Origin of the sequence: Streptomyces sp. B93, assembly GCF_018070565.1 — a bacterium.
GTDB lineage: Bacteria > Actinomycetota > Actinomycetes > Streptomycetales > Streptomycetaceae > Streptomyces.
In genome coordinates, this window is record NZ_JAGPXL010000039.1 from 1 (window position 1) to 19,625 (window position 19,625).

Genomic DNA, 19,625 nt, shown 5'->3' on the forward strand with positions numbered 1-19,625 from the left:
CCTCGGCGTTGCGGGGCTGCCGTGTCCAGGGCCCGTGCCGCGGAGGGCGTTCCCCGCCGTATTGCCGGCAACGGCTCGCGGGCGACCCCCACTTGTGGGCCTCGACGCTGTTCGAGGAGGACATGGTCAGTGCGCGGTCGTGGGCCGCGGACAGGTGGGCTAGCAGGCTGTAATCCGAGTGCGTCACCCCCGCGCCCCGGCGGAGCTGCCGGTTGAAATGGTCCGCCAGCAGCGCGGAGAAGTCGATGTAGGCCAAACCACTTGTGATGGGAAGTCATGCAACTCGTCGCATGTCGTCGCTGAACCCAGGAATGGAGGAGCGCCTGGTCCATCCACCGCGTGGATGGACCGGATCCGGAATTCGGATCGCGCAGAGGATGGCGACCAGATCCCGAACCGCTCATAGTCGTCCCTACCCGCACGCCGCTGTCCGGATCAGCCGCTGGTCTGCGGCCGTCCTCGGCATGCCGTGCGCCCGTCGGTGCCTGTGAAAGGCATGCCCGCTCCCGTACCACCCATCTCCTCCAGCGGTCGAGTATTCGTCCGGGCTGTCGGAGCACCCGTCGGCTCGACTAGGGCGGAGACCACCCGGCCAACGCCGCCCTGCAAGACCCGACGTGAGATCGTCCGATGCCTCAGAGGCTACGCAGCCCTCGAGGTCTTCGACCTGGTCGGACCGGTTGCCCACACCCCCGCGTTACAAGGGCGTTCGTGATACGTGAGAGGGTCTGGGGCGTGAGTGAGACACCACCGAACACCCTGCAATACCGCTTTGACGGGCCAGAAGACGCACCTGTTCTGATCCTGGGTCCCTCACTGGGTACCACATGGCACATGTGGGACCGACAGGTGCCCGAACTGGCCGAGCAGTGGCGGGTCTTCCGGTACGACCTGCCGGGACACGGCGGCGCGCCGGCGTACCCCACGGACGCGGTCGGCGACCTCACCGCCCGGCTGCTCGCCACCCTCGACGCGCTGGGCGTGCAGCGTTTCGGCTACGCGGGCTGCGCGCTCGGCGGCGCGGTCGGCATGGAACTGGCGCTCAGGCACCCCGAGCGGCTCGCCTCGCTGGTGCTGATCGCGGCCTCGCCGCGGTTCGGCTCGGCCGACGAGTTCCGCCAGCGCGGGGTGATCGTCCGGACCAACGGGCTCGACCCCATCGCCCGTACCGCGCCCGACCGTTGGTTTACCTCCGGGTTCGCCGCCGCCCAGCCCGCGATCACCGAGTGGGCGGTGCAGATGGTGCGCACCACCGACCCCGGCTGCTACATCGCCGCCTGCGAGGCGCTGGCCGCCTTCGACGTACGGCGGGAGCTGGCCGGGATCGGGGTGCCCACGCTGGTGCTGGTGGGGTCGGAGGACCAGGTCACCGGGCCCGCCGAGGCCCGCACCCTGGTCGCCGGGATCCCGGACGCCCGGCTCGCCGTCGTGCCCGGCGCCTCGCACCTGGTGCCGGTCGAACAGCCCGCCGCGGTCACGGATCTGCTGGTCCACCACTTCTCCACGGCCTGGCAGCCCGCGTACGACTCGGCCACCGGCCAGACCGTCCTCCCGGCCGCCCCCGGCCAGCCCGTCTTCGTCCCGCCCCAGCAGCACCCGGGCACCCCACAGGCCGTGCAGCCCCCGCAGAGCGGGCCCATCGCCGAGATCGCCCCGCCCGCCGAGGCCCAGCCGCAGCCCACCGGACGGCCCGACCCGTACGACGCCGGGACCAAGGTGCGCCGCGAGGTGCTCGGCGACGCGCACGTGGACCGGGTGCTCGCGCAGGCCGACGACTTCTCCGGGGACTTCCAGGAGTTGCTGACCCGCTACACCTGGGGCGAGATCTGGGACCGGCCCGGCCTCGACCGGCGCACCCGCAGCTGCATCGCCCTCACCGCGCTGGTCGCGGGCGGCCACCTCGACGATCTCGCCGCCCATGTCCGCGCCGCCCTGCGCAACGGCCTCACCCCGGCCGAGATCAAGGAGGTCCTCCTCCAGACAGCCGTCTACTGCGGCGTACCGGCGGCGAGCAGCGCGTTCCGGGTGGCACAGCAGGTCGTCCGGGAGGAGACCACGCCGCAGGAGTGAGCGCCGCGAACCCCACGGCCGCCCGGGGCAGGATGGAGCCATGAAGCTCACGAAGATGTCGCACGCCTGTGTCCGCCTGGAGAAGGACGGCCGGACGCTCGTCCTCGACCCGGGCATGTTCACCGAGGAGGACGCCGCGGTGGGCGCGGACGCCGTCCTCGTCACCCACGAGCACCCCGACCACTTCGACGAGGCACGGCTGCGCGCCGCCCTGGAGGCCAACCCGGCCGCCGAGATCTGGACGCTGAAATCGGTGGCCGAGAAGGTCGCGGCGGCGTTCCCGGGCCGGGTGCACACCGTCGGCCACGGCGACACGTTCACCGCCGCGGGCTTCGACGTCCAGGTCCACGGCGAGCTGCACGCCGTCATCCACCCCGACATCCCGCGCGTCACCAACGTCGGCTACCTCGTCGACGGCGGCAAGGTCTTCCACCCCGGCGACGCGCTGACCGTCCCCGACCACCCGGTGGAGACGCTGATGCTGCCGGTGATGGCCCCCTGGAACAAGATCTCCGAGGTCATCGACTACGTCCGCGAGGTCAGGCCGCGGCGCGCCTACGACATCCACGACGCCCTGCTCACCGACCTCGCCCGCCCGGTCTACGACCGCCAGATCGGCGCCCTCGGCGGCGCCGACCACCAGCGGCTGGCCCCGGGCGGCACCGCGGAGGTCTGACGGCCAGCCCCGGCGGGGCGGCGTTGTCGGACCCGCCGGGTAGGTTGTGGGACATGCGCATCGCGACCTGGAACGTGAACTCGATCACCGCCCGCCTGCCGAGGCTCCTGGCCTGGCTGGAGAGCAGCGGCACCGACGTGCTCTGCCTCCAGGAGGCCAAGGTCGCCGAGGACCAGTTCCCGACCGAGCAACTGCGCGAAATCGGCTACGAGGCCGCCGTACACGCCACCGGGCGGTGGAACGGCGTCGCGGTGCTCTCCCGCGTCGGCCTCGCCGACGTCGTCAAGGGCCTGCCCGGCGACCCCGGCTACGACGGCTCGGTGGAGCCCCGCGCCATCTCCGCCACCTGCGGACCGGTCCGCGTCTGGTCGGTGTACGTGCCCAACGGCCGCGAGGTGGAGCACCCGCACTACGCCTACAAGCTCCAGTGGTTCGAGGCCCTGAAGGCTGCGGTCGCCGGTGACGCGGGCGGCAGCCGCCCCTTCGCCGTCCTGGGTGACTACAACGTGGCCCCGACCGACGACGACGTCTTCGACCCGGCCGCCTTCGAGGGCAGCACCCATGTCACCCCCGCCGAGCGCGCCGCGCTGGCCGCCCTGCGCGAGACCGGCCTCAGCGACGTCGTTCCGCGCCCCCTGAAGTACGACCACCCGTTCACGTACTGGGACTACCGCCAGCTCTGCTTCCCCAAGAACCGCGGCATGCGCATCGACCTGGTCTACGGCAACAAGGCGTTCGGCGAGGCCGTCAAGGACGCCTACGTCGACCGCGAGGAGCGCAAGGGCAAGGGCGCCTCGGACCACGCGCCGGTGGTGGTGGACCTGGAGGTGTAGAGCCGGGCCCGCCTCACAGGAGCGTCAGGTCCACCGACTCGGCCAGCGCCGCGAGACCCGCGTCGCCCGGATGCAGATGGTCGCCGCTGTCGTACTCCGGGAGCATCCGGCCCGGCTGCGCCGGGTCGCGCAACGCCGCGTCGAAGTCGAGCACCCCGTCGAACACCGAGCTGGCCCGGATCCAGTCGTTCAGCGCGGTCCGCTCGGCCTCCACCGCCGCCGTGCACCCGGCGAGACCGCCGCACGGCACCAGCGTCGCCACCGGCACCCGCAGCCCCCACGCGTGTGCCCGGTCGGCGATCTGGCGGAGCCCGGCCGCGACCTCGTCCGCCGAGGAGCCCGACAGCAGATCGTTGATGCCCTCGAACACCACCGCCGTACGCACCGACGTCTGCGCCAGCACATCCCGGTCGAGGCGGTTCAGCGCGCTCACGCCGCCCGTCTCCTTGGACACGCCGTCGCCGGGGTAGCGGTCGCCGAGGACCCGGTTCGCGGAGACGCCCTGGTTGAGCACGCCGTAGTGCGGGACGGTGCTCTGGGCGCGCAGCCGGTCGGCCAGGACGTCGGGCCAGCGCCGGTTGCCGCCCACGGTGGACCGGTCACCGTCGGTGATCGAGTCGCCCAGCGTCACCACCGTCCCCGGCCCGCCGCCCACGTCGACCCCGGTGAGCAGCGGCCAGTTGGTGATCGTCGACGGGTACCCGGCCGCCGAGCCGTCCGCCGTGTGGTCGCCCGGCTCGCTGACGTACGACGTCTGCACCGCGAGCCGGTGCGTCGGCGCCGCCGTCACCGTGCCGGGCAGATGGAAGCTGACCAGCAGATCGGCGTCCGCGGGCACCTGGAAGGCGAGCGGATCGCTGTACGTCTGCGCCCCGGCCGGGACCGTGGCACCCGGGGAGCCCGCGAAGGTCACCGGCACCGGCGTCCCGCGCGCCGCCGCGCCGCTGTCCCGTACCGCCACGCTCGCGGCGCCGATCCGCACCGGCGCCGCCGCGAAGGTGTTGTCGAACCGCAGCCGCACCCGCGGCCCGCCCGCCGAGGTGTGCACCACCAGCCGCAGCGTGCGGTCGGTCCACGGGCCCACGGCCTGGTACCCCGAGGTCGCCGCCGCCCAGCTCCCCGTCCAGCCCGCGGTGGCCGCGCGCACCGCCAGCGAGAACACATGCAGTCCGGGCGCGTGCGGCAGCCGCACCGAGAGCACCTGGCGGTCCGGCGCGACCGGGATCGTCACCACGTACAGCCGGGCCTTCTCGGCGCGCTGCCCCCCGGGCGTGTTGATGTGCGGCAGCGCGACCGCCTTGGTCGCGAGCGGCCCCGTGCGCCAGTCGGGAGCGGTCAGCCGGTACGAGGACAGGGAGCCGTCCGCGTACGAGACCGTGCCCGAGCCGCTGACGTCGGCGCCGTCCGTGCCCGCGACCAGGAAGGCGAGCGCGTCCCCCGAGGCGCCGCCGAGCCAGGCGCTCTGCCCGGCGGCGCGTACGTTGTCGGGTCGGCCCGCGCCGCTGTCCGGCCAGGTCAGCCGCGCGCCCCGCACGGTGATCGTGCCGCCCGGCGTCCAGCCCGCGGCGGTGAGGTCCTGGGCGGACAGGGAGGACCCGAGGCCGTCGAAGTCGGCCTGCTCGGGGCTGCTGTCGTCGCTGACGGCGGTGTTGTCGTAGAGCCGCTCCAGCGGCACCGGCCCGAGCGCCGACTCGGCGGTCGCGCCGGTGCCGCCGCCCGGCACCAGGGCCATGAACAGGGCGAGGACGAGGATGAGGCCCCCGAGACCGCGCGGGGTTCCGGGGACTCCGAGACGCCGGTGCAGCAAACCGATACTCCCGAGTCCTGTGAGTGCTGGGGGACGAGTGACCTGACGGCCGGGGATGAGTCACCGCGAAGCTAGGGAGGTGATCGGCGCAGGTCAACGAGCCATGCGTGAACGGGCCGGGAAACCCCCCGCACGCTGCGGTCCGCGCGCCTGTGGTGCGCACGCCGGTGCGAATGCCAGGCTGTCCGTATGAACATCCCTTTCCTGGGCGGCCGACGGAAGAAACGGGCCGCCGCGCTCCTGACGGCGGGCGGTGGCACGCCCGACCCCGAGGGGATCGCCGAGCTGCTGTCCGAATGCGAGTTGCTGCGGTCGCAGGCGTCCCGGGTGGGCGTCCGGCTCGACGACTCGGTGGCCTCGCTGGAGGCGCTCGACCAGCTGCTGCCGCGCTGGCGCGACGACGAGGAGATCCTGCCCTGGCTCGGCAACGACGCCGGGCTCTATCTCGGCACGGTGATCGTGCGTACGGTGCCGGGTGCCACCTGGGACATCTGGACGACCGGGCCCGTCGTCCGACTGGCCTCCGGGCGGGAGTTCGACGTGGTGACCGTCGGGCACGAGTGGGCCGCCAACGGGGTGCCCGAGCTGTCGCAGCTGTACGCGGAGATCGCGGAGGCCTGAGACCGTCGAGCGGGGGATGGGGTAAATACGGCGTAAATACGGCTTATGCCCGGAAGGTGCGTGTCGCGCATCGGCGCCTGTCGCGTCTGGTTAGTTTGCGGCGACCGCGACCCACGCGAGACAGCTGAAAGTGAGTAGGGCTGAGCATGGCCGTCGATCCATTGATCGAGCTGCGTGACGTCAACAAGTACTTCGGCGATCTGCATGTCCTCCAGGACGTCCAGCTCACCGTCGGAAAGGGGGAGGTGGTCGTGGTCATCGGCCCCTCGGGGTCGGGGAAGTCGACGCTGTGCCGGGCGATCAACCGGCTGGAGCCCATCCACTCCGGCGCGATCCTGCTGGACGGGCGTCCGCTCCCGGAGGAGGGCAAGGCCCTCGCCGCGCTCCGCGCCGACGTCGGAATGGTCTTCCAGTCCTTCAACCTCTTCGCCCACAAGACCGTCCTCCAGAACGTCTCACTCGGCCAGGTCAAGGTCCGCAAACGCAAGAAGGAGGACGCCGACAAACGCTCCCGTCAGCTGCTCGACCGGGTCGGGCTCGCCGACCAGGCGGACAAGTACCCGGCGCAGCTCTCCGGCGGCCAGCAGCAGCGCGTGGCCATCGCCCGCGCCCTCGCCATGGAGCCCAAGGTCATGCTGTTCGACGAGCCCACCTCGGCGCTCGACCCGGAGATGATCAACGAGGTCCTCGAGGTCATGCGGCAGCTCGCCAGCGAGGGCATGACCATGGTCGTCGTCACTCATGAGATGGGCTTCGCCCGCTCCGCCGCCAACCGTGTGGTGTTCATGTCCGACGGCCGGATCGTCGAGGACCGCAGCCCCGACGAGTTCTTCACCAACCCCGCCAGCGACCGGGCCCGGGACTTCCTGTCCAAGATCCTCAAGCACTGAGGCCCCGGCCCTTGAGACGGGGTTCTCGAAAGCTGAGACCGGTGAAGCGCCGGGGCAACCGGGGAGGAGGGGTGCCCAAGGCCTCGACTACGATGTGTCGTTCACCCCCTAGGGCCTGTCCGGCGGATCAGGTCGCAGGAAATCGGCGGTGGGGTGCAAGCGCAGATGGGCGTGGCAAGCCCGGCGTCTGCGGCATGATCCGCCGGACAGGCCCCAGAGCCAGGCCCGGCCGGGCGCGGCCGCCGATCACTGCTCGCGCGGTGGAACCGACATCCACGGGGTGTCGGCCCGTCGCGGAGGAGAAGGTCAGCCGCGCGCCGGACGGGTTGGCCGGGGTCCGGCGCCCCTCACTGGGCGCGGTGGGAGTTCTTGGGGGCGGGCGCGGGCAGGGGGGTCTGCGCCGTGCGGGTCACGTCGGCGACCAGCTCCACCACGTCCGGGCCGTACGCCTGCGAGTTGACGACCTTCAGCAGCAGGACGAACGAGTTGCCGCCGTGCTTGCGGGCCAGCCGCTCGTGATGACGGGCGAGATAGCGGGTCGCGGCCTGGTTGGTGATCGCGCGCTGGCCGCAGAACAGGAACACCGGCCGGGTCTCCCGGCGGTCACCGGCCGTCAGCCGGGCCAGCAGCACGTACTCCGTGATCCCCGGCTCCATGCGGTAGCGCTCGGTGCCGATCTGGAAGGCGCCCCGGTCCGGGCCCGGTTCGGGATCGACGTTGACGCGTATGCCCGGCAGCATCGCCGCCATGTGGGCGACCATACGGCGGTTGGAGCCCGGCCCGCCGACACAGAACTCGGTGCGTTCGCCGAAGCCTTGAGGGTTCGCGTCCTGGGTGACCACCTGGACGTGGGCGCCGCAGTCCTTGATGAGCGCGGAGAGTTCCAGCAGCGCGAACACGTCGAAGCGGTGCACCGCCGGTTCCGCGGTGGCCGGGTCACGGTTGACGACGAGCAGCGACTCCGAGTTCTCCGGCAGCCCGAAGAAGGCCTGTTTGCGGCGGAGCTTCCGCTTGTACAGATAGGTGCGGGCGAGCCAGCCCAGCGCGGCACTGATGCCCGCCGCGACCACGCCGAGGACGATGTTGCGCACGTCGTCATTCATGGCCGGGGATGGTAGCGGGTCGAGACAAACCGTTGTTCGACGCGGGGGCGGCCGGGGGGCGGGGGATCGGGGGTCCGGGTGGCCGGAGTTGAGGGGCGGGGGCGGGGTGCGGTCCTGACGCGGGTGTGGTCGCCGGTCTACGCTGCGCGCACTGGCCCCTGACTGGAGGTGCGGATGCGTCGCCCTGTCATGCGGAAACTGACCGTCCTGGCGGTGTCGGCCGCGGTGCTCACCACGGTGGGCTCGGCGGCGGCCACGGCGCCGAGTACGACGTCGAGTACGGCGTCGGGTGCGGTTCCCGCTCCTGAGAAGACGCCGGTGGCCGTCGGCCACGGAGGCGCCGTCGCCAGCGTCGACGCGGACGCCTCCGCCGCCGGGATCGAGGTGCTCGGAAAGGGCGGCAACGCCGTCGACGCGGCCGTCGCCACCGCCGCGGCGCTCGGCGTCACCGAGCCCTACTCCGCCGGGATCGGCGGCGGCGGGTACTTCGTCTACTACGACGCCTCGACCCGTACGGTGCACACGATCGACGGCCGGGAGACCGCGCCGCTTGCCGCGGGCGCCGACCTCTTCCTGGAGGACGGGCGGCCCATCCCCTTCGCCGAGGCCGTCAGCAGCGGGCTGTCCGTCGGGGTGCCGGGGACGCCCGCCACCTGGCGGGCCGCGCTCGACAAGTGGGGCAGCCGGGGACTGGGGACGCTGCTCAAGCCCGCCGAACGGCTCGCGCGGGACGGCTTCACCGTCGACGAGACGTTCCGGTCCCAGACCGCCGCCAACGAGACGCGGTTCCGGTACTTCCCGGACACCGCCGAGCTGTTCCTGCCCGGCGGGGAACTGCCCGTGGTGGGGTCGGTGTTCCGCAACCCCGATCTTGCCCGGACCTACCGGGAGTTGGGGAAGACGAAGGGCGGCGTCGAGCGGTTCTACCGGGGCGCGGTGGGACGGGAGATCGTCCGTACCGTGAACCGGCCGCCGGTGAACCCCGGTTCGGGGTGGCGGGCTCGGGGTGGTGAGCTGTCGGTGGACGACCTCGCGTCGTATCGCGCCAGGAGCCAGGCGCCGTCGAAGACCTCGTACCGGGGGTTCGGGGTCTACTCGATGGCTCCCTCGTCGTCCGGTGGCACGACGGTCGGGGAAGCGCTCAACATCCTTGAAGGGACTGATCTGTCCCGGCTGGGCGACGCGCAGTACCTGCACCGGTTCATCGAGGCCAGCCGGATCGCCTTCGCCGACCGGGGGCGCTGGGTCGGGGACCCCGCCTTCGAGGACGTACCCACCGAAGGGCTGTTGTCGCAGGAGTTCGCGGACTCGCGTGCCTGTCTCATCAAGGACGACGCGGTGCTGAGCAGTCCGGTCGCGCCCGGGGATCCGCGGAGTCCCGGGGCGTGCGGGGTGGCGGGTGCGGGGGTGCCGACCACGTACGAGGGGGAGAGCACCACGCATCTGACCGTTGCCGACAAGTGGGGCAACGTCGTCTCCTACACCCTCACCATCGAACAGACCGGCGGCAGCGGCATCACCGTGCCCGGCCGGGGCTTCCTGCTCAACAACGAGCTGACCGACTTCTCCTTCGCCCCCGCCGACCCGGCCGTCCACGACCCCAACCTGCCCGGGCCCGGGAAGCGGCCGAGGTCGTCGATGGCGCCGACCATCGTGCTGGACGCGCAGCGGCGGCCGGTGGTCGCGGTGGGGTCGCCCGGGGGCGCGACGATCATCACCACCGTCATCCAGACGCTCACCGGGGTCCTCGACCGGGGGCTGCCGCTCGTTGACGCCATCGCCGCGCCCCGGGCCAGTCAGCGCAACGGGGCCGTGACCGATCTGGAGGGCGCGCTGTACGAGAGCGCGGTGCGGGGGGAGTTGGAGGGGATCGGGCATTCCTTCCGGCTCAGTGCCGAGATCGGGGCGGCCACCGGGGTGCAGCGGCTCGGTGGGGGGAAGTGGCTGGCCGCCGCGGAGACGGTGCGGAGGGGTGGTGGGGCCGCGATGGTGGTGCGGCCGTGATCAGGTGCGGGCGTGGTCGGGTGCGGCCGTGATCAGGTGCGGGCGTGATCAAGCTTTGGGTCTAGGGGGCGGTGGTCGCCGGGGTGTGGAAGGTGAGGCTTCCGTTCTCCGCGTCCACCGTCACCTGGTCGCCCTCCTTGAGACGGCCGTCCAGGAGCAGGCGTGAGAGTCGGTTGTCCACCTCGCGCTGGATCGTGCGGCGCAGCGGGCGGGCGCCGTACTCCGGCTGGAAGCCCTCCTTGGACAGCCAGTCCACCGCCGCGTCCGTGAACTCGACCGTGATGCCCTGCGCGGTCAGCAGGCGCCGGGTGCCCTCCAGGAGGAGGTGGGTGATCCGGTGCAGCTGGTCCGGCGAGAGCTGGCGGAAGACCACGATCTCGTCGATCCGGTTCAGGAACTCCGGGCGGAAGTGCTCCCGCAGCGGGCGCAGGATCTGCTCGCGGCGGGCCTCCTCGTCCGCGTCGGCGCCGCCCGAACCGAAGCCGATGCCCGCGCCGCGTCGGGTGATCGCCTCCGAGCCGAGGTTGCTGGTCATCACGATGACCGTGTTGGTGAAGTCCACCGTGCGGCCCTGGGAGTCGGTGAGACGGCCGTCGTCGAGGACCTGGAGGAGGATGTTGAAGACGTCCGGGTGCGCCTTCTCCACCTCGTCGAGGAGGAGGAGCGAGTACGGGTGGCGGCGGACCACCTCGGTGAGCTGGCCCGCCTCCTCGTGGCCGACGTAGCCGGGGGGCGCGCCGACCAGTCGGCTGACCGTGTGGCGCTCCTGGTACTCGCTCATGTCCAGGCGGACCATGCGGTCCTCGCTGCCGAACAGGGCTTCGGCGAGGGCGCGGGCGAGTTCCGTCTTGCCGACGCCGGTCGGGCCGAGGAAGAGGAAGCTGCCGATCGGGCGGTGCGGGTCGGCGAGGCCGGCGCGCGAACGCATGATCGCGTCGGAGACGACGCGGACGGCCTCGTCCTGGCCGACGACGCGTTCGTGGAGGTGCTGTTCGAGGTTGAGGAGGCGGTCCTTCTCCTCCTCGGTGAGGCGGCTGACCGGGATGCCGGTCTGGCGTGACACCACCTCGGCGATCGCCTCCGCGGTGACCTCCAGGTGCTGGCCCTCGTCGGCCTCGCCGTCGTGGCTGGCGTCGGCGATGCGTTGCTTCAGGGCCGTGATCCGGTCGCGCAGGCGCATCGCCTCCTCGTACTGCTCGTCCGCGACCGCCTGGTCCTTGTCGCGGGTGAGCTGGTCCGCCTCGCGTTCCATGGCCCGTACGTCGGTGCCCTTGGTCTTCGCGCGGAGGCGGACGCGGGCGCCCGCCTGGTCGATCAGGTCGATCGCCTTGTCCGGGAGGCGGCGGTCGGTGAGGTAGCGGTCCGAGAGTTCCACGGCTGCCGTGAGGGCCTCGTCCGTGTAGCGGACCTGGTGGTGCGCCTCGTAGCGGTCGCGCAGGCCGCGCAGGATCTCTATGGCGTCGGCGGTGGTGGGTTCCGGGACGAGGATCGGCTGGAAGCGGCGGGCCAGGGCCGCGTCCTTCTCGATCCTGCGGAACTCCTCGAGGGTCGTGGCGCCCACGATGTGCAGTTCGCCCCGGGAGAGCGCCGGTTTGAGGATGTTGCCCGCGTCCATCGAGCCGCCTTCGCCGCCGCCGCCCGCGCCGACCACGGTGTGCAGTTCGTCGATGAAGACGATCAGGCGGTCGGTGTTGGCGCGGATCTCGCCGACGATGTTGTTGAGGCGTTCCTCGAAGTCGCCGCGGTAGCGGGTGCCCGCGACGACGCCGCTGAGGTCCAGGGCGACGACGCGGCGGCCGGTGAGGACGTCCGGGACGTCGGCGTCGGCGATGCGTTGGGCGAGGCCCTCGACGATGGCGGTCTTGCCGACGCCCGCGTCGCCGATCAGGACGGGGTTGTTCTTGCCTCGGCGGGAGAGGACCTCGATCGTTTGCTCGATCTCCTCGTCGCGGCCGATGACCGGGTCGATACGGCCCTGGCGGGCCATGTCGGTGAGGTCGCGGCCGTACTTGTCGAGGGTGGGGGTGTCGGAGCGGCGGGGCTGTTCGGGGCCGACTCGGGGGGCTTGGCCGCCCGTGCCTGGGCCCTGCTGGGCGCGCAGGGCGGGATCGTGGGGGTCGGGAGGGAGGCCGCCCGGGGTGAAGCGGGCCGAGTTGAGGATGTGGCCGGCGGCGGAGTCCGGGTTGGCGGCGAGGGCGCTGAGGACGTGCTCCGGGCCGATGTATCCGGCTCCGCTGGACCTGGCCATGTCGTGGGCGTCCAGGAGGGCGCGCTTGACGGCCGGGGTGAGGGAGAGGGAGGTGGGGGGCGGGGCCTCGCCCTCCGGGTACTGGACCGGACCGGAGCGTTCGTCGATCTCCGAGGCGAGGGAGTCGGGGTCGGCGACGCCTGCGCGGCTGAGGAGGCTGCGGGTGGGTTCGGTGCCGAGCGCCGCGCGGAGCAGGTGCTCGGTGTCGAGGTCGCGGCTGCCGTGTTCGGCGGCGTACTGGGCGGCGCCCTGGACCAGTTCGCGGGCCGGCTGGCTGAGCAGTCGGCCTATGTCGATCTGGCGGGGGCGGGGTCCGCCGAAGAAGCGTGCGAGGAATTCACCGAAGGGGTCCGGGCCGTAGCCCTGCGGACCGTCGAAGCCGCTGGTCATGGCCTTCCGTTCTGGGCGTCCTTGCGGTGGCCCGTGGGACCGCCCGGGACGCCCTCGCTGATCGACGTGCCGGTTCGGACGCGGGTGCCCGGGCCCGGCCCGATTTACACCTTCGCACGAACGGGCGCGGTGGGCATGTCCAGCGAGGGCGGGTGCCTGCGGCGGCCTGTGTCCGTCCGGTGCGTGGCGCGCGTAGCGCCATCTGCCGGGGGTGGGTCGGGGCCGCGCCGGGGGGTGTCCGTCCTCGGAACCGCGCGGGCTGCCAACTGGGTCCTTACCGGGGTTTTCCGCGCGAACCACTGCGGGCGGACACCCCCCGACACGTCCCCTTCCGTCGTACGGCGACTGCACCTCGTCGCTCGCTTGGCAGCGGGCAGTCGTGCCGCGGGGCGGCACGGGTGGGCGCTGGGGGTCCCCCTGTTCGAAGAGGTTGGGGGAGGTGCCCCGTAGCGCCGTGCACCCATGCCGGGCGCCCCGTCGGCGTCGGGGCGCCCGGGGACTCACGCCCGTGCCGTCAGTACCCGCGGTCCCCCGTCCGTGATCGCCACCGTGTGTTCGACATGCGCCGCCCGGGACCCGTCATCCGTTCGCAGCGTCCATCCGTCCGGCGCGGCGTGGTACCCGTCCCCGCCCCCGGCGACCAGCATCGGCTCGATGGCGAGCACCATCCCGTGCCGGAGCGGCAGCCCCCGCCGCGGTCGTCCCTCGTTGGGTACGGGCGGGTCCTCGTGCATCTGGCGCCCGACGCCGTGCCCGCCGAACCCGTCGGGAATGCCGTACCCCCCGCCCCGGCACACCGTGCCGATCGCGTGTGCGATGTCCCCGATGCGGTTGCCGACCACCGCCGCGGCGATCCCCGCGGCCAGCGCGCGCTCGGCCGTCTCGATCAGCCGTACGTCCGCGGGGCGCGCCCGGCCGACGGTGAAGCTGATCGCGGAGTCGCTCGCCCAGCCGTCCAGCACGGCACCGCAGTCGATGGAGACGAGGTCGCCGTCGCGCAGCCGGTACGTGGTGGGGATGCCGTGCACGATGGCGTCGTTGACGGAGGCGCAGATGACGGCGGGGAAGGGCGTGGGCGCGAAGGAGGGGCGATAGCCGAGGAAGGGGGAGGTCGCGCCTGCCGCGCGCAGTACGTCGCGGGCCACCTCGTCCAGTTCCAGCAGGGATACGCCCACGTCGGCGGCCTTGCGTACGGCGGTCAGGGCCGCCCCCGTGACCTGGCCCGCCGTGTGCATCGCGTCGATCGATGTGTTGGTCTTGAGTTCCACCATGCCAATTAATATACCGGTATTAGTATGGGGGCATGGTACGCACCCCACTCACCCCGGAAGAACGAGAGCGCGGCGAGCGGCTCGGGAGCCTGCTGCGCGAGGCCCGCGGCGCCCGGAGCATGGCCGAGGTCGCGGCGCGGGCGGGTATCTCCGCCGAGACCCTGCGGAAGATCGAGACCGGGCGGGCCCCGACCCCGGCCTTCTTCACCGTCGCGGCGCTCGCCGGGGCCCTCGGGCTGTCGATGGACGAGTTGGCCGGGCGGTGTGCGCTGGCGGGGCTGGACGTCACCGGTGCTTCGTCCGGTTTCTGAGGGTGCCGCGTTCACTTCGAAAACTGCCCGTAGTCGCCCTGTAACACGGTTGGTGTTGTGTACGGGACCGGAGTGCTCCGGTCTTGCGGGGGTTGGGCGATGGCAGTGGATCAGCTCCCGGGACGGGTGCGGGAGTTCACGGACTACCTGAACGGTCTTCTGACGCGCCTGGATCCCCGGGCCGGGTGGTGCGCCGTCTTCTGGCAGCGCGACCCGGAGGGCATGCGGGCCTGTCTGGACGGACATGAGCTGCCGCCCTGGGATGTGCTGGAAGCCCTGCTGCAGGACCTCGCCAATGAGTACGGCGGTGCTGTGGCCGCCAGGGAGCGGGAGCGGGTTCGGGTGCTGCACGGCGCCGCGCTCGACGACCTTGACGCCCTGCCTGGCGCGCGGGACGCCATCGGTGACCGGCTCGACGTGATGCTCCGGGAGCAGCGGTACGCCGCCGAACGGCTGGCCGGGCTGGGGCGGTCGCTCGCCGCGGTGAGCGACCCGGAGGAGGACCGGGCGCTGCGGCTCGACCTGGCCTGGGCCCAGGACGACTATGAGCGGGCCACCGCGCGCTGCGCCGAACTGCGTGGGCGGATCGAACGGCTGCGTGCTCGTCCTCCTGTCGTGTCCGGTGAGAGTCCTGGTGAGCAGGCCGCCGCGGCTCCGGTGGTGCCCAAGCAGCGGAAGCGGCGGCGGGGGAGTGCCCGGTTCGCCGGAGTCGTGGAGGAGGAGGCGGCCGGGGCCGCTCCCGTGGCCGCGGTGCCGGAGGTTGCTGCTTCCGGTGGGGGGAGTGGCGGGCCGCGTGGGGCCCGGTTCGCCGGTGTCGACGAGGAACCGGTGGAGGTGCGGCCCGGGCCTGACGCGGTCGTGGACGCGGGGGCGCGGCGGGAGATCGTCGGGACCGTGGAGACGTTGGTGCGGCTGCGGGGGGAAGGGCGGAGCGGGGAGGCGCACGCGTTGCTCGTGGAGGTCGCCTACTGGCCCGCCGTCCGTTATCCGCTGCTCGCCGTCGAGCTGGAGCGGGCCGGACTGGGGGCGGACTGGGCGACCCTGTTGTGGGAGGCGGCCTCGTTGCCCGCCGACCGGCTGGTCGCCGCCGCGGACGCGCTCGTCGCCGCGGGACGGGGCGGGGACGGGGAGCGGATTCTGCGGCAGGGGGTCGTGCGGTCCGCCGAGGAGATCGGCGTGGCCGTGCTGGGGCTCGTGGGTGACGGGCGGCGGCGGGAGGCCGGTGCGCTGTTGGACGCCTATGTCCGGATGCGTACACCTGAGGAGGCCGCCCGGAGTGTCGTGGCCGAGCCGCAGGTCCTGGTGCCGTTGTTGCTGGAGGCCGCCCGGAGTGTGTCCGAGGAGCGGCACTGGGACGTGCTGCATGCCCTGCGGGTCGCCGGGCTGACCGCCTGACCGGACCTGCCGCGCGCCCCGGGAGGGTGAAACACGCCCGACTCGGCGGGTTAACGACGATGGTCTTGGCAAGGGCGTTTCCTAGGCATACGTTCATCCCTCTACGACCTGCGTCTACGGGCGTAGAGGCTCTGACGTCCCGTCGAAGGAGCAGCTCATGGCCAACGTCGTACGTGCCGCTCTGGTCCAGGCGACCTGGACCGGCGACACCGGGTCCATGGTGGCGAAACACGAGGAGCACGCGCGCGAGGCGGCCCGGCAGGGTGCCAAGGTGATCGGGTTCCAGGAAGTCTTCAACTCGCCGTACTTCTGTCAGGTGCAGGACGCCGAGCACTATCGGTGGGCCGAGCCGGTGCCCGACGGGCCGACGGTGCGCCGGATGCGGGACGTGGCGCGGGAGACCGGCATGGTGATCGTCGTGCCGGTGTTCGAGGTGGAGCAGTCGGGGTTCTACTACAACACCGCCGCTGTGATCGACGCCGACGGTTCCTATCTGGGGAAGTACCGGAAGCATCACATTCCGCAGGTGAAGGGGTTCTGGGAGAAGTTCTACTTCCGGCCCGGGAATCTTGGGTGGCCCGTCTTTGAGACCGGGGTGGGGAAGGTGGGGGTCTATATCTGCTACGACCGGCACTTTCCGGAAGGGTGGCGGCAGCTCGGGCTGAACGGGGCCCAGCTGGTCTACAACCCGTCCGCCACCCATCGAGGGCTCTCCTCCCATCTGTGGCGGCTGGAGCAGCCCGCCGCCGCCGTCGCCAACGAGTACTTCGTCGCCGCCATCAACCGGGTCGGCGTGGAGGAGTACGGGGACAATGACTTCTACGGGACGTCGTACTTCGTGGATCCCCGGGGGCAGTTCGTGGGGGACGTGGCGAGTGACGAGGCGGAGGAACTCGTCGTCCGCGATCTCGACTTCGGGGTGATCGACGAAGTGCGGCGGCAGTGGGCGTTCTACCGGGACCGCCGTCCCGACGCGTACGAAGGGCTGGTGCTGCCGTGACGAAGGATCTGCTCGGGCGTCATCGGGAGGTCCTGCCTGACTGGCTCGCGCTGTACTACGACGAGCCGATCGAGATCACCCACGGTGAGGGGCGGTACGTCTGGGATGCCGAGGGGAGGAAGTACCTTGATTTCTTCGGGGGCATTCTGACGACGATGACCGCTCATGCCCTGCCCGAGGTCACCAAGGCCGTGAGCGATCAGGCCGGGCGGATTGTTCATTCGTCGACTCTTTACCTGAACCGGCCCATGGTCGATCTGGCCGAGCGCATCACCCAGTTGAGTGGGATTCCCGATGCTCGGGTGTTCTTCACGACGTCCGGGACCGAGGCCAATGACACCGCCTTGTTGCTGGCCACGACGTATCGGCGCAGCAACACCGTGCTGGCCATGAGGAACAGTTACCACGGGCGGTCCTTCAGCACCGTGGGGATCACCGGGAACCGTGGCTGGTCGCCCACCTCGCTGTCGCCGCTTCAGACGCTGTACGTGCATGGGGGTGTGCGCGGGCGGGGACCCTTCGCGGGGCTTGGCGACGAGGAGTTCATCGCTGCCTGCGTGGAGGATCTGCGGGATCTGCTGGGGCACACCCGGCCGCCCGCCGCGTTGATCGCCGAGCCCGTGCAGGGGGTAGGCGGGTTCACCGCGCCGCCGGACGGGCTCTACGCCGCCTTCCGTGAGGTGCTGCACGAGCGGGGCATCCTGTGGATCGCCGACGAGGTGCAGACCGGGTGGGGGCGTACCGGGGAGCACTTCTGGGGCTGGCAGGCGCACGGGCGCAACGGGCCGCCGGACATCGTGACCTTCGCCAAGGGCATCGGGAACGGGATGTCCGTCGGGGGTGTCATCGCCCGCGCGGAGATCATGAACTGTCTGGACGCCAACAGTATTTCGACCTTCGGCGGTACGCAGATCACCATGGCCGCGGGGCTGGCCAATCTGACGTATCTGCTGGAGCACGATCTGCAGGGCAACGCCCGGAGGGTCGGCGGGCTGCTCATCGAGCGGCTGCGGGCCGTGGGCGCGCAGGTTCCGGCCGTGCGGGAAGTGCGCGGGCGCGGACTGATGATCGGGATCGAGCTGGCGCGGCCGGGCACCGACGAGGCCGACCCGGAGGCCGCCGCCGCGGTGCTGGAGGCGGCCCGCGCGGGCGGGCTGCTCATCGGCAAGGGCGGCGGGCACAGCACCAGCGCGCTGCGGATCGCGCCGCCGATGTCGCTGACCGTCGCGGAGGCCGAGGAGGGCGCCGCGATCCTCGAAGACGCTCTGCGGAGCATCCAGTAGCAGGACCCGGCCGAGCAGGGGAACGTCGCGCGTCATGACCATCGACCTCGGGACAGCACAACCCGCCCTGTCGGTCCGGCAGGTGCTCGGCCTTGAGCGGGTGCTCGCCGGGGAGCCCGAGGTGGTGGCCGGTGCGGACCAGCTGGACCGGGCGGTGCGCTGGGTGCATGTCGCCGAGGCCGCCGATGTCGGGGTGATGCTCAGCGGCGGCGAGATGGTGCTCACCACGGGCGTGCTGCTCGCCGGGGACGAGGAGAAGCAGGCCGAGTACATCCGCTCCCTGCACCGGGCCGAGGCGGCCGCCGTGGTGCTGGGGCTCGGGCGGGCCTTCCGGACGCCGCCGGAGGGGATGCGGCGGGCCGCCGAGCGGTGCGGGCTGCCCATGGTGGTGCTGCACCGGCCGTTCCCGTTCGCCGAGCTGACCGAGGAGGTGCAGTCCCGGCTGGTGCGGCGGAAGTTCGCCGCCGTCAGCCTGTCGGAGGCGGTGCGGACCGCGCTGACCGGGCTCATCACGGCGGGGGCCCCGCTTCAGCGACTGCTGGACGAGGTGGCGCAGCACAGCGGGTGTCCTGTCGTCGTGACGAATCTGGCTCACCGGGTGCTCGCCACCGCGGGGGAGCGGTCGGCCGTCGATGACGTGCTGCGGGACTGGGAGCGCATCGCCCGGCAGGCCGGGGGCCGTGAGGGCGCCGGGTGGATCCGGGCCGAGCTGGGCGGGCGCGGGGAGCGGTGGGGGCGGATCGTGCTGTGCGGGTACCGGGGGGACACCGCCACCGGGCGGCTGCTCGCCGACCGGGCCGCCGAGGCGCTGGTGCTGCACCGGATGCTGGGCGGCCTCGCGCACAGCTGGGAGGAGCAGTCCGCGCAGGGCCTGCTCACCGACCTGGTCTCCGGTGTCGTACCGGCACGGCAGTTGCTGCCGCGTGCGCGTGCCGCCGGGCTGCCGGTCAACCGGCGGACGTTCGTGCCGCTGGTGGTGCGGGACGGGGAGGCCGGGCGGCTCGACCGGGTGCTGCGGCTGCTGGGGCTGCCGGGGCTGGTGGCCGAGTTGGCCGACGGGACCACGGCGGTGCTGCTGAGCCTGGCGCCGGACCAGGACGCCGACGCGCTCGCCGCGCACTTCGCCGCCCGGCTGCGGTCGGAGTCGGGGACGGAGCAACTGGTGGTGGCCGCGGCGGGCGCGCGTACCGTCTGGGACGACGTGCCCGCGGGGCTGCGTGAGGCGCGGCATGTCGCGGAGGCCGTCGCCGGGTCGTCGGCCGCGCTCGACCTGCCGGTGGTGGTGCGGCTGAGGGACGTACACCTGCGGGGCCTGATCAGGCTGTTGCGGGACGATCCGCAGGTGCAGTCGTTCGCCGAGCGGGAGCTGGACGGGCTGCTGTGCGCCGGTGACGAGGACCTGCTGTCGGTGCTGCGGACGTATCTGGCCACCGGGCGCAACAAGTCCCGCACCGCCCAGCTGCACCATGTCTCGCGCCCCGCCCTGTACCGGCGGCTGGAGGCGATACAGAAGCGGCTCGGGGTGGACCTCGATGACTTCGAGCAGGCCGCCTCCGTGCACATCGCGCTCCTCGCGCATGACGCGCAACAGGGGTGAAACATGCGGCCACCTGGGAAAACGGCGGTGAAACATGGGGCAGGCAGGGCGTGACACCGTGGCACGCGGCGGCGCCGCAGACGTGACACGGTGCACCTCAACGACGACTTGCGGACTTCCTAGGCT

At 72.1% G+C, this 19,625-nt stretch carries 15 protein-coding genes and 1 pseudogene; 11 read left to right on the top strand and 5 right to left on the bottom strand.

The genetic code is table 11. From position 1 onward, the window contains the following. Positions 1–256 (bottom strand): annotated as a pseudogene (locus KBY47_RS36780) (hypothetical protein); the annotation flags it as partial. 479 nt (positions 257–735) lie between these two features. Here KBY47_RS36780 and KBY47_RS28100 point away from each other — a divergent pair. From KBY47_RS28100 to KBY47_RS28110, 3 genes are read left to right on the top strand one after another with little or no spacing between them, the layout of a single operon-like run. Next, entirely contained in the window at positions 736–2,070 is a 1,335-nt protein-coding gene (locus tag KBY47_RS28100) for an alpha/beta fold hydrolase (RefSeq protein WP_210925798.1), read from the top strand. 40 nt (positions 2,071–2,110) lie between these two features. Continuing rightward, positions 2,111–2,746 carry an MBL fold metallo-hydrolase gene (locus KBY47_RS28105; RefSeq protein WP_210925800.1) on the top strand — a complete coding sequence of 212 codons (636 nt, stop codon included), beginning with the start codon at positions 2,111–2,113 and terminating at the stop codon, positions 2,744–2,746. Positions 2,747–2,799: 53 nt separating this feature from the next. Further along, positions 2,800–3,579, top strand: coding sequence for an exodeoxyribonuclease III (locus KBY47_RS28110; RefSeq protein ID WP_210925802.1), 780 nt, complete (start codon positions 2,800–2,802; stop codon positions 3,577–3,579). Positions 3,580–3,592: 13 nt separating this feature from the next. Here KBY47_RS28110 and KBY47_RS28115 read toward each other — a convergent pair whose 3' ends face one another. After that, a complete protein-coding gene (locus tag KBY47_RS28115) occupies positions 3,593–5,311 on the bottom strand; it encodes an SGNH/GDSL hydrolase family protein (RefSeq protein WP_210925898.1) in 1,719 nt (572 codons plus the stop codon). Between the two features lie 264 nt (positions 5,312–5,575). Between KBY47_RS28115 and KBY47_RS28120 the strand changes: the two genes are divergently transcribed. Beyond that, positions 5,576–6,007 (top strand): DUF6278 family protein, encoded by a 432-nt coding sequence (locus tag KBY47_RS28120; RefSeq protein ID WP_210925804.1) that lies wholly within the window; start codon positions 5,576–5,578, stop codon positions 6,005–6,007. A 146-nt stretch (positions 6,008–6,153) separates the two neighbouring features. After that, positions 6,154–6,897, top strand: a complete 744-nt coding sequence (locus tag KBY47_RS28125) for an amino acid ABC transporter ATP-binding protein (RefSeq protein ID WP_210925806.1) — start codon at positions 6,154–6,156, stop codon at positions 6,895–6,897. 347 nt (positions 6,898–7,244) lie between these two features. On the opposite strand, the gene KBY47_RS28130 is transcribed toward KBY47_RS28125, so the two are convergent. Next, the gene (locus KBY47_RS28130) at positions 7,245–8,000 is read right to left on the bottom strand and encodes a hypothetical protein (protein WP_210925808.1); all 756 of its coding nucleotides are present in this window, start codon (positions 7,998–8,000) and stop codon (positions 7,245–7,247) included. 174 nt (positions 8,001–8,174) lie between these two features. Between KBY47_RS28130 and ggt the strand changes: the two genes are divergently transcribed. Further along, positions 8,175–10,004, top strand: a complete 1,830-nt coding sequence (gene ggt / locus KBY47_RS28135) for a gamma-glutamyltransferase (protein ID WP_210925810.1) — start codon at positions 8,175–8,177, stop codon at positions 10,002–10,004. A gap of 61 nt (positions 10,005–10,065) precedes the next feature. Here the strand turns inward: ggt and KBY47_RS28140 are convergent, their stop codons facing one another. Then, a complete protein-coding gene (locus tag KBY47_RS28140; protein ID WP_210925812.1) occupies positions 10,066–12,642 on the bottom strand; it encodes an ATP-dependent Clp protease ATP-binding subunit in 2,577 nt (858 codons plus the stop codon). 500 nt (positions 12,643–13,142) lie between these two features. Continuing rightward, positions 13,143–13,913 (bottom strand): type I methionyl aminopeptidase, encoded by a 771-nt coding sequence (map, locus tag KBY47_RS28145; RefSeq protein ID WP_210925814.1) that lies wholly within the window; start codon positions 13,911–13,913, stop codon positions 13,143–13,145. A 32-nt stretch (positions 13,914–13,945) separates the two neighbouring features. Between map and KBY47_RS28150 the strand changes: the two genes are divergently transcribed. The 5 genes from KBY47_RS28150 (at position 13,946) to KBY47_RS28170 (ending at position 19,499) form a co-directional block, all read left to right on the top strand. Continuing rightward, a complete protein-coding gene (locus KBY47_RS28150; RefSeq protein WP_210925816.1) occupies positions 13,946–14,224 on the top strand; it encodes a helix-turn-helix domain-containing protein in 279 nt (92 codons plus the stop codon). Between the two features lie 99 nt (positions 14,225–14,323). Then, positions 14,324–15,619 (top strand): hypothetical protein, encoded by a 1,296-nt coding sequence (locus KBY47_RS28155; RefSeq protein ID WP_210925818.1) that lies wholly within the window; start codon positions 14,324–14,326, stop codon positions 15,617–15,619. A 157-nt stretch (positions 15,620–15,776) separates the two neighbouring features. After that, complete coding sequence (locus KBY47_RS28160; protein WP_210925820.1) at positions 15,777–16,619, top strand: nitrilase-related carbon-nitrogen hydrolase; 843 nt, start codon at positions 15,777–15,779, stop codon at positions 16,617–16,619. Next, positions 16,616–17,902, top strand: coding sequence for an aspartate aminotransferase family protein (locus KBY47_RS28165; RefSeq protein WP_210925822.1), 1,287 nt, complete (start codon positions 16,616–16,618; stop codon positions 17,900–17,902). Before KBY47_RS28160 ends, KBY47_RS28165 begins: the two co-directional genes overlap by 4 nt. A gap of 34 nt (positions 17,903–17,936) precedes the next feature. Continuing rightward, positions 17,937–19,499, top strand: a complete 1,563-nt coding sequence (locus KBY47_RS28170; protein WP_210925824.1) for a PucR family transcriptional regulator — start codon at positions 17,937–17,939, stop codon at positions 19,497–19,499. The last annotated feature ends 126 nt before the right edge of the window (positions 19,500–19,625 follow it).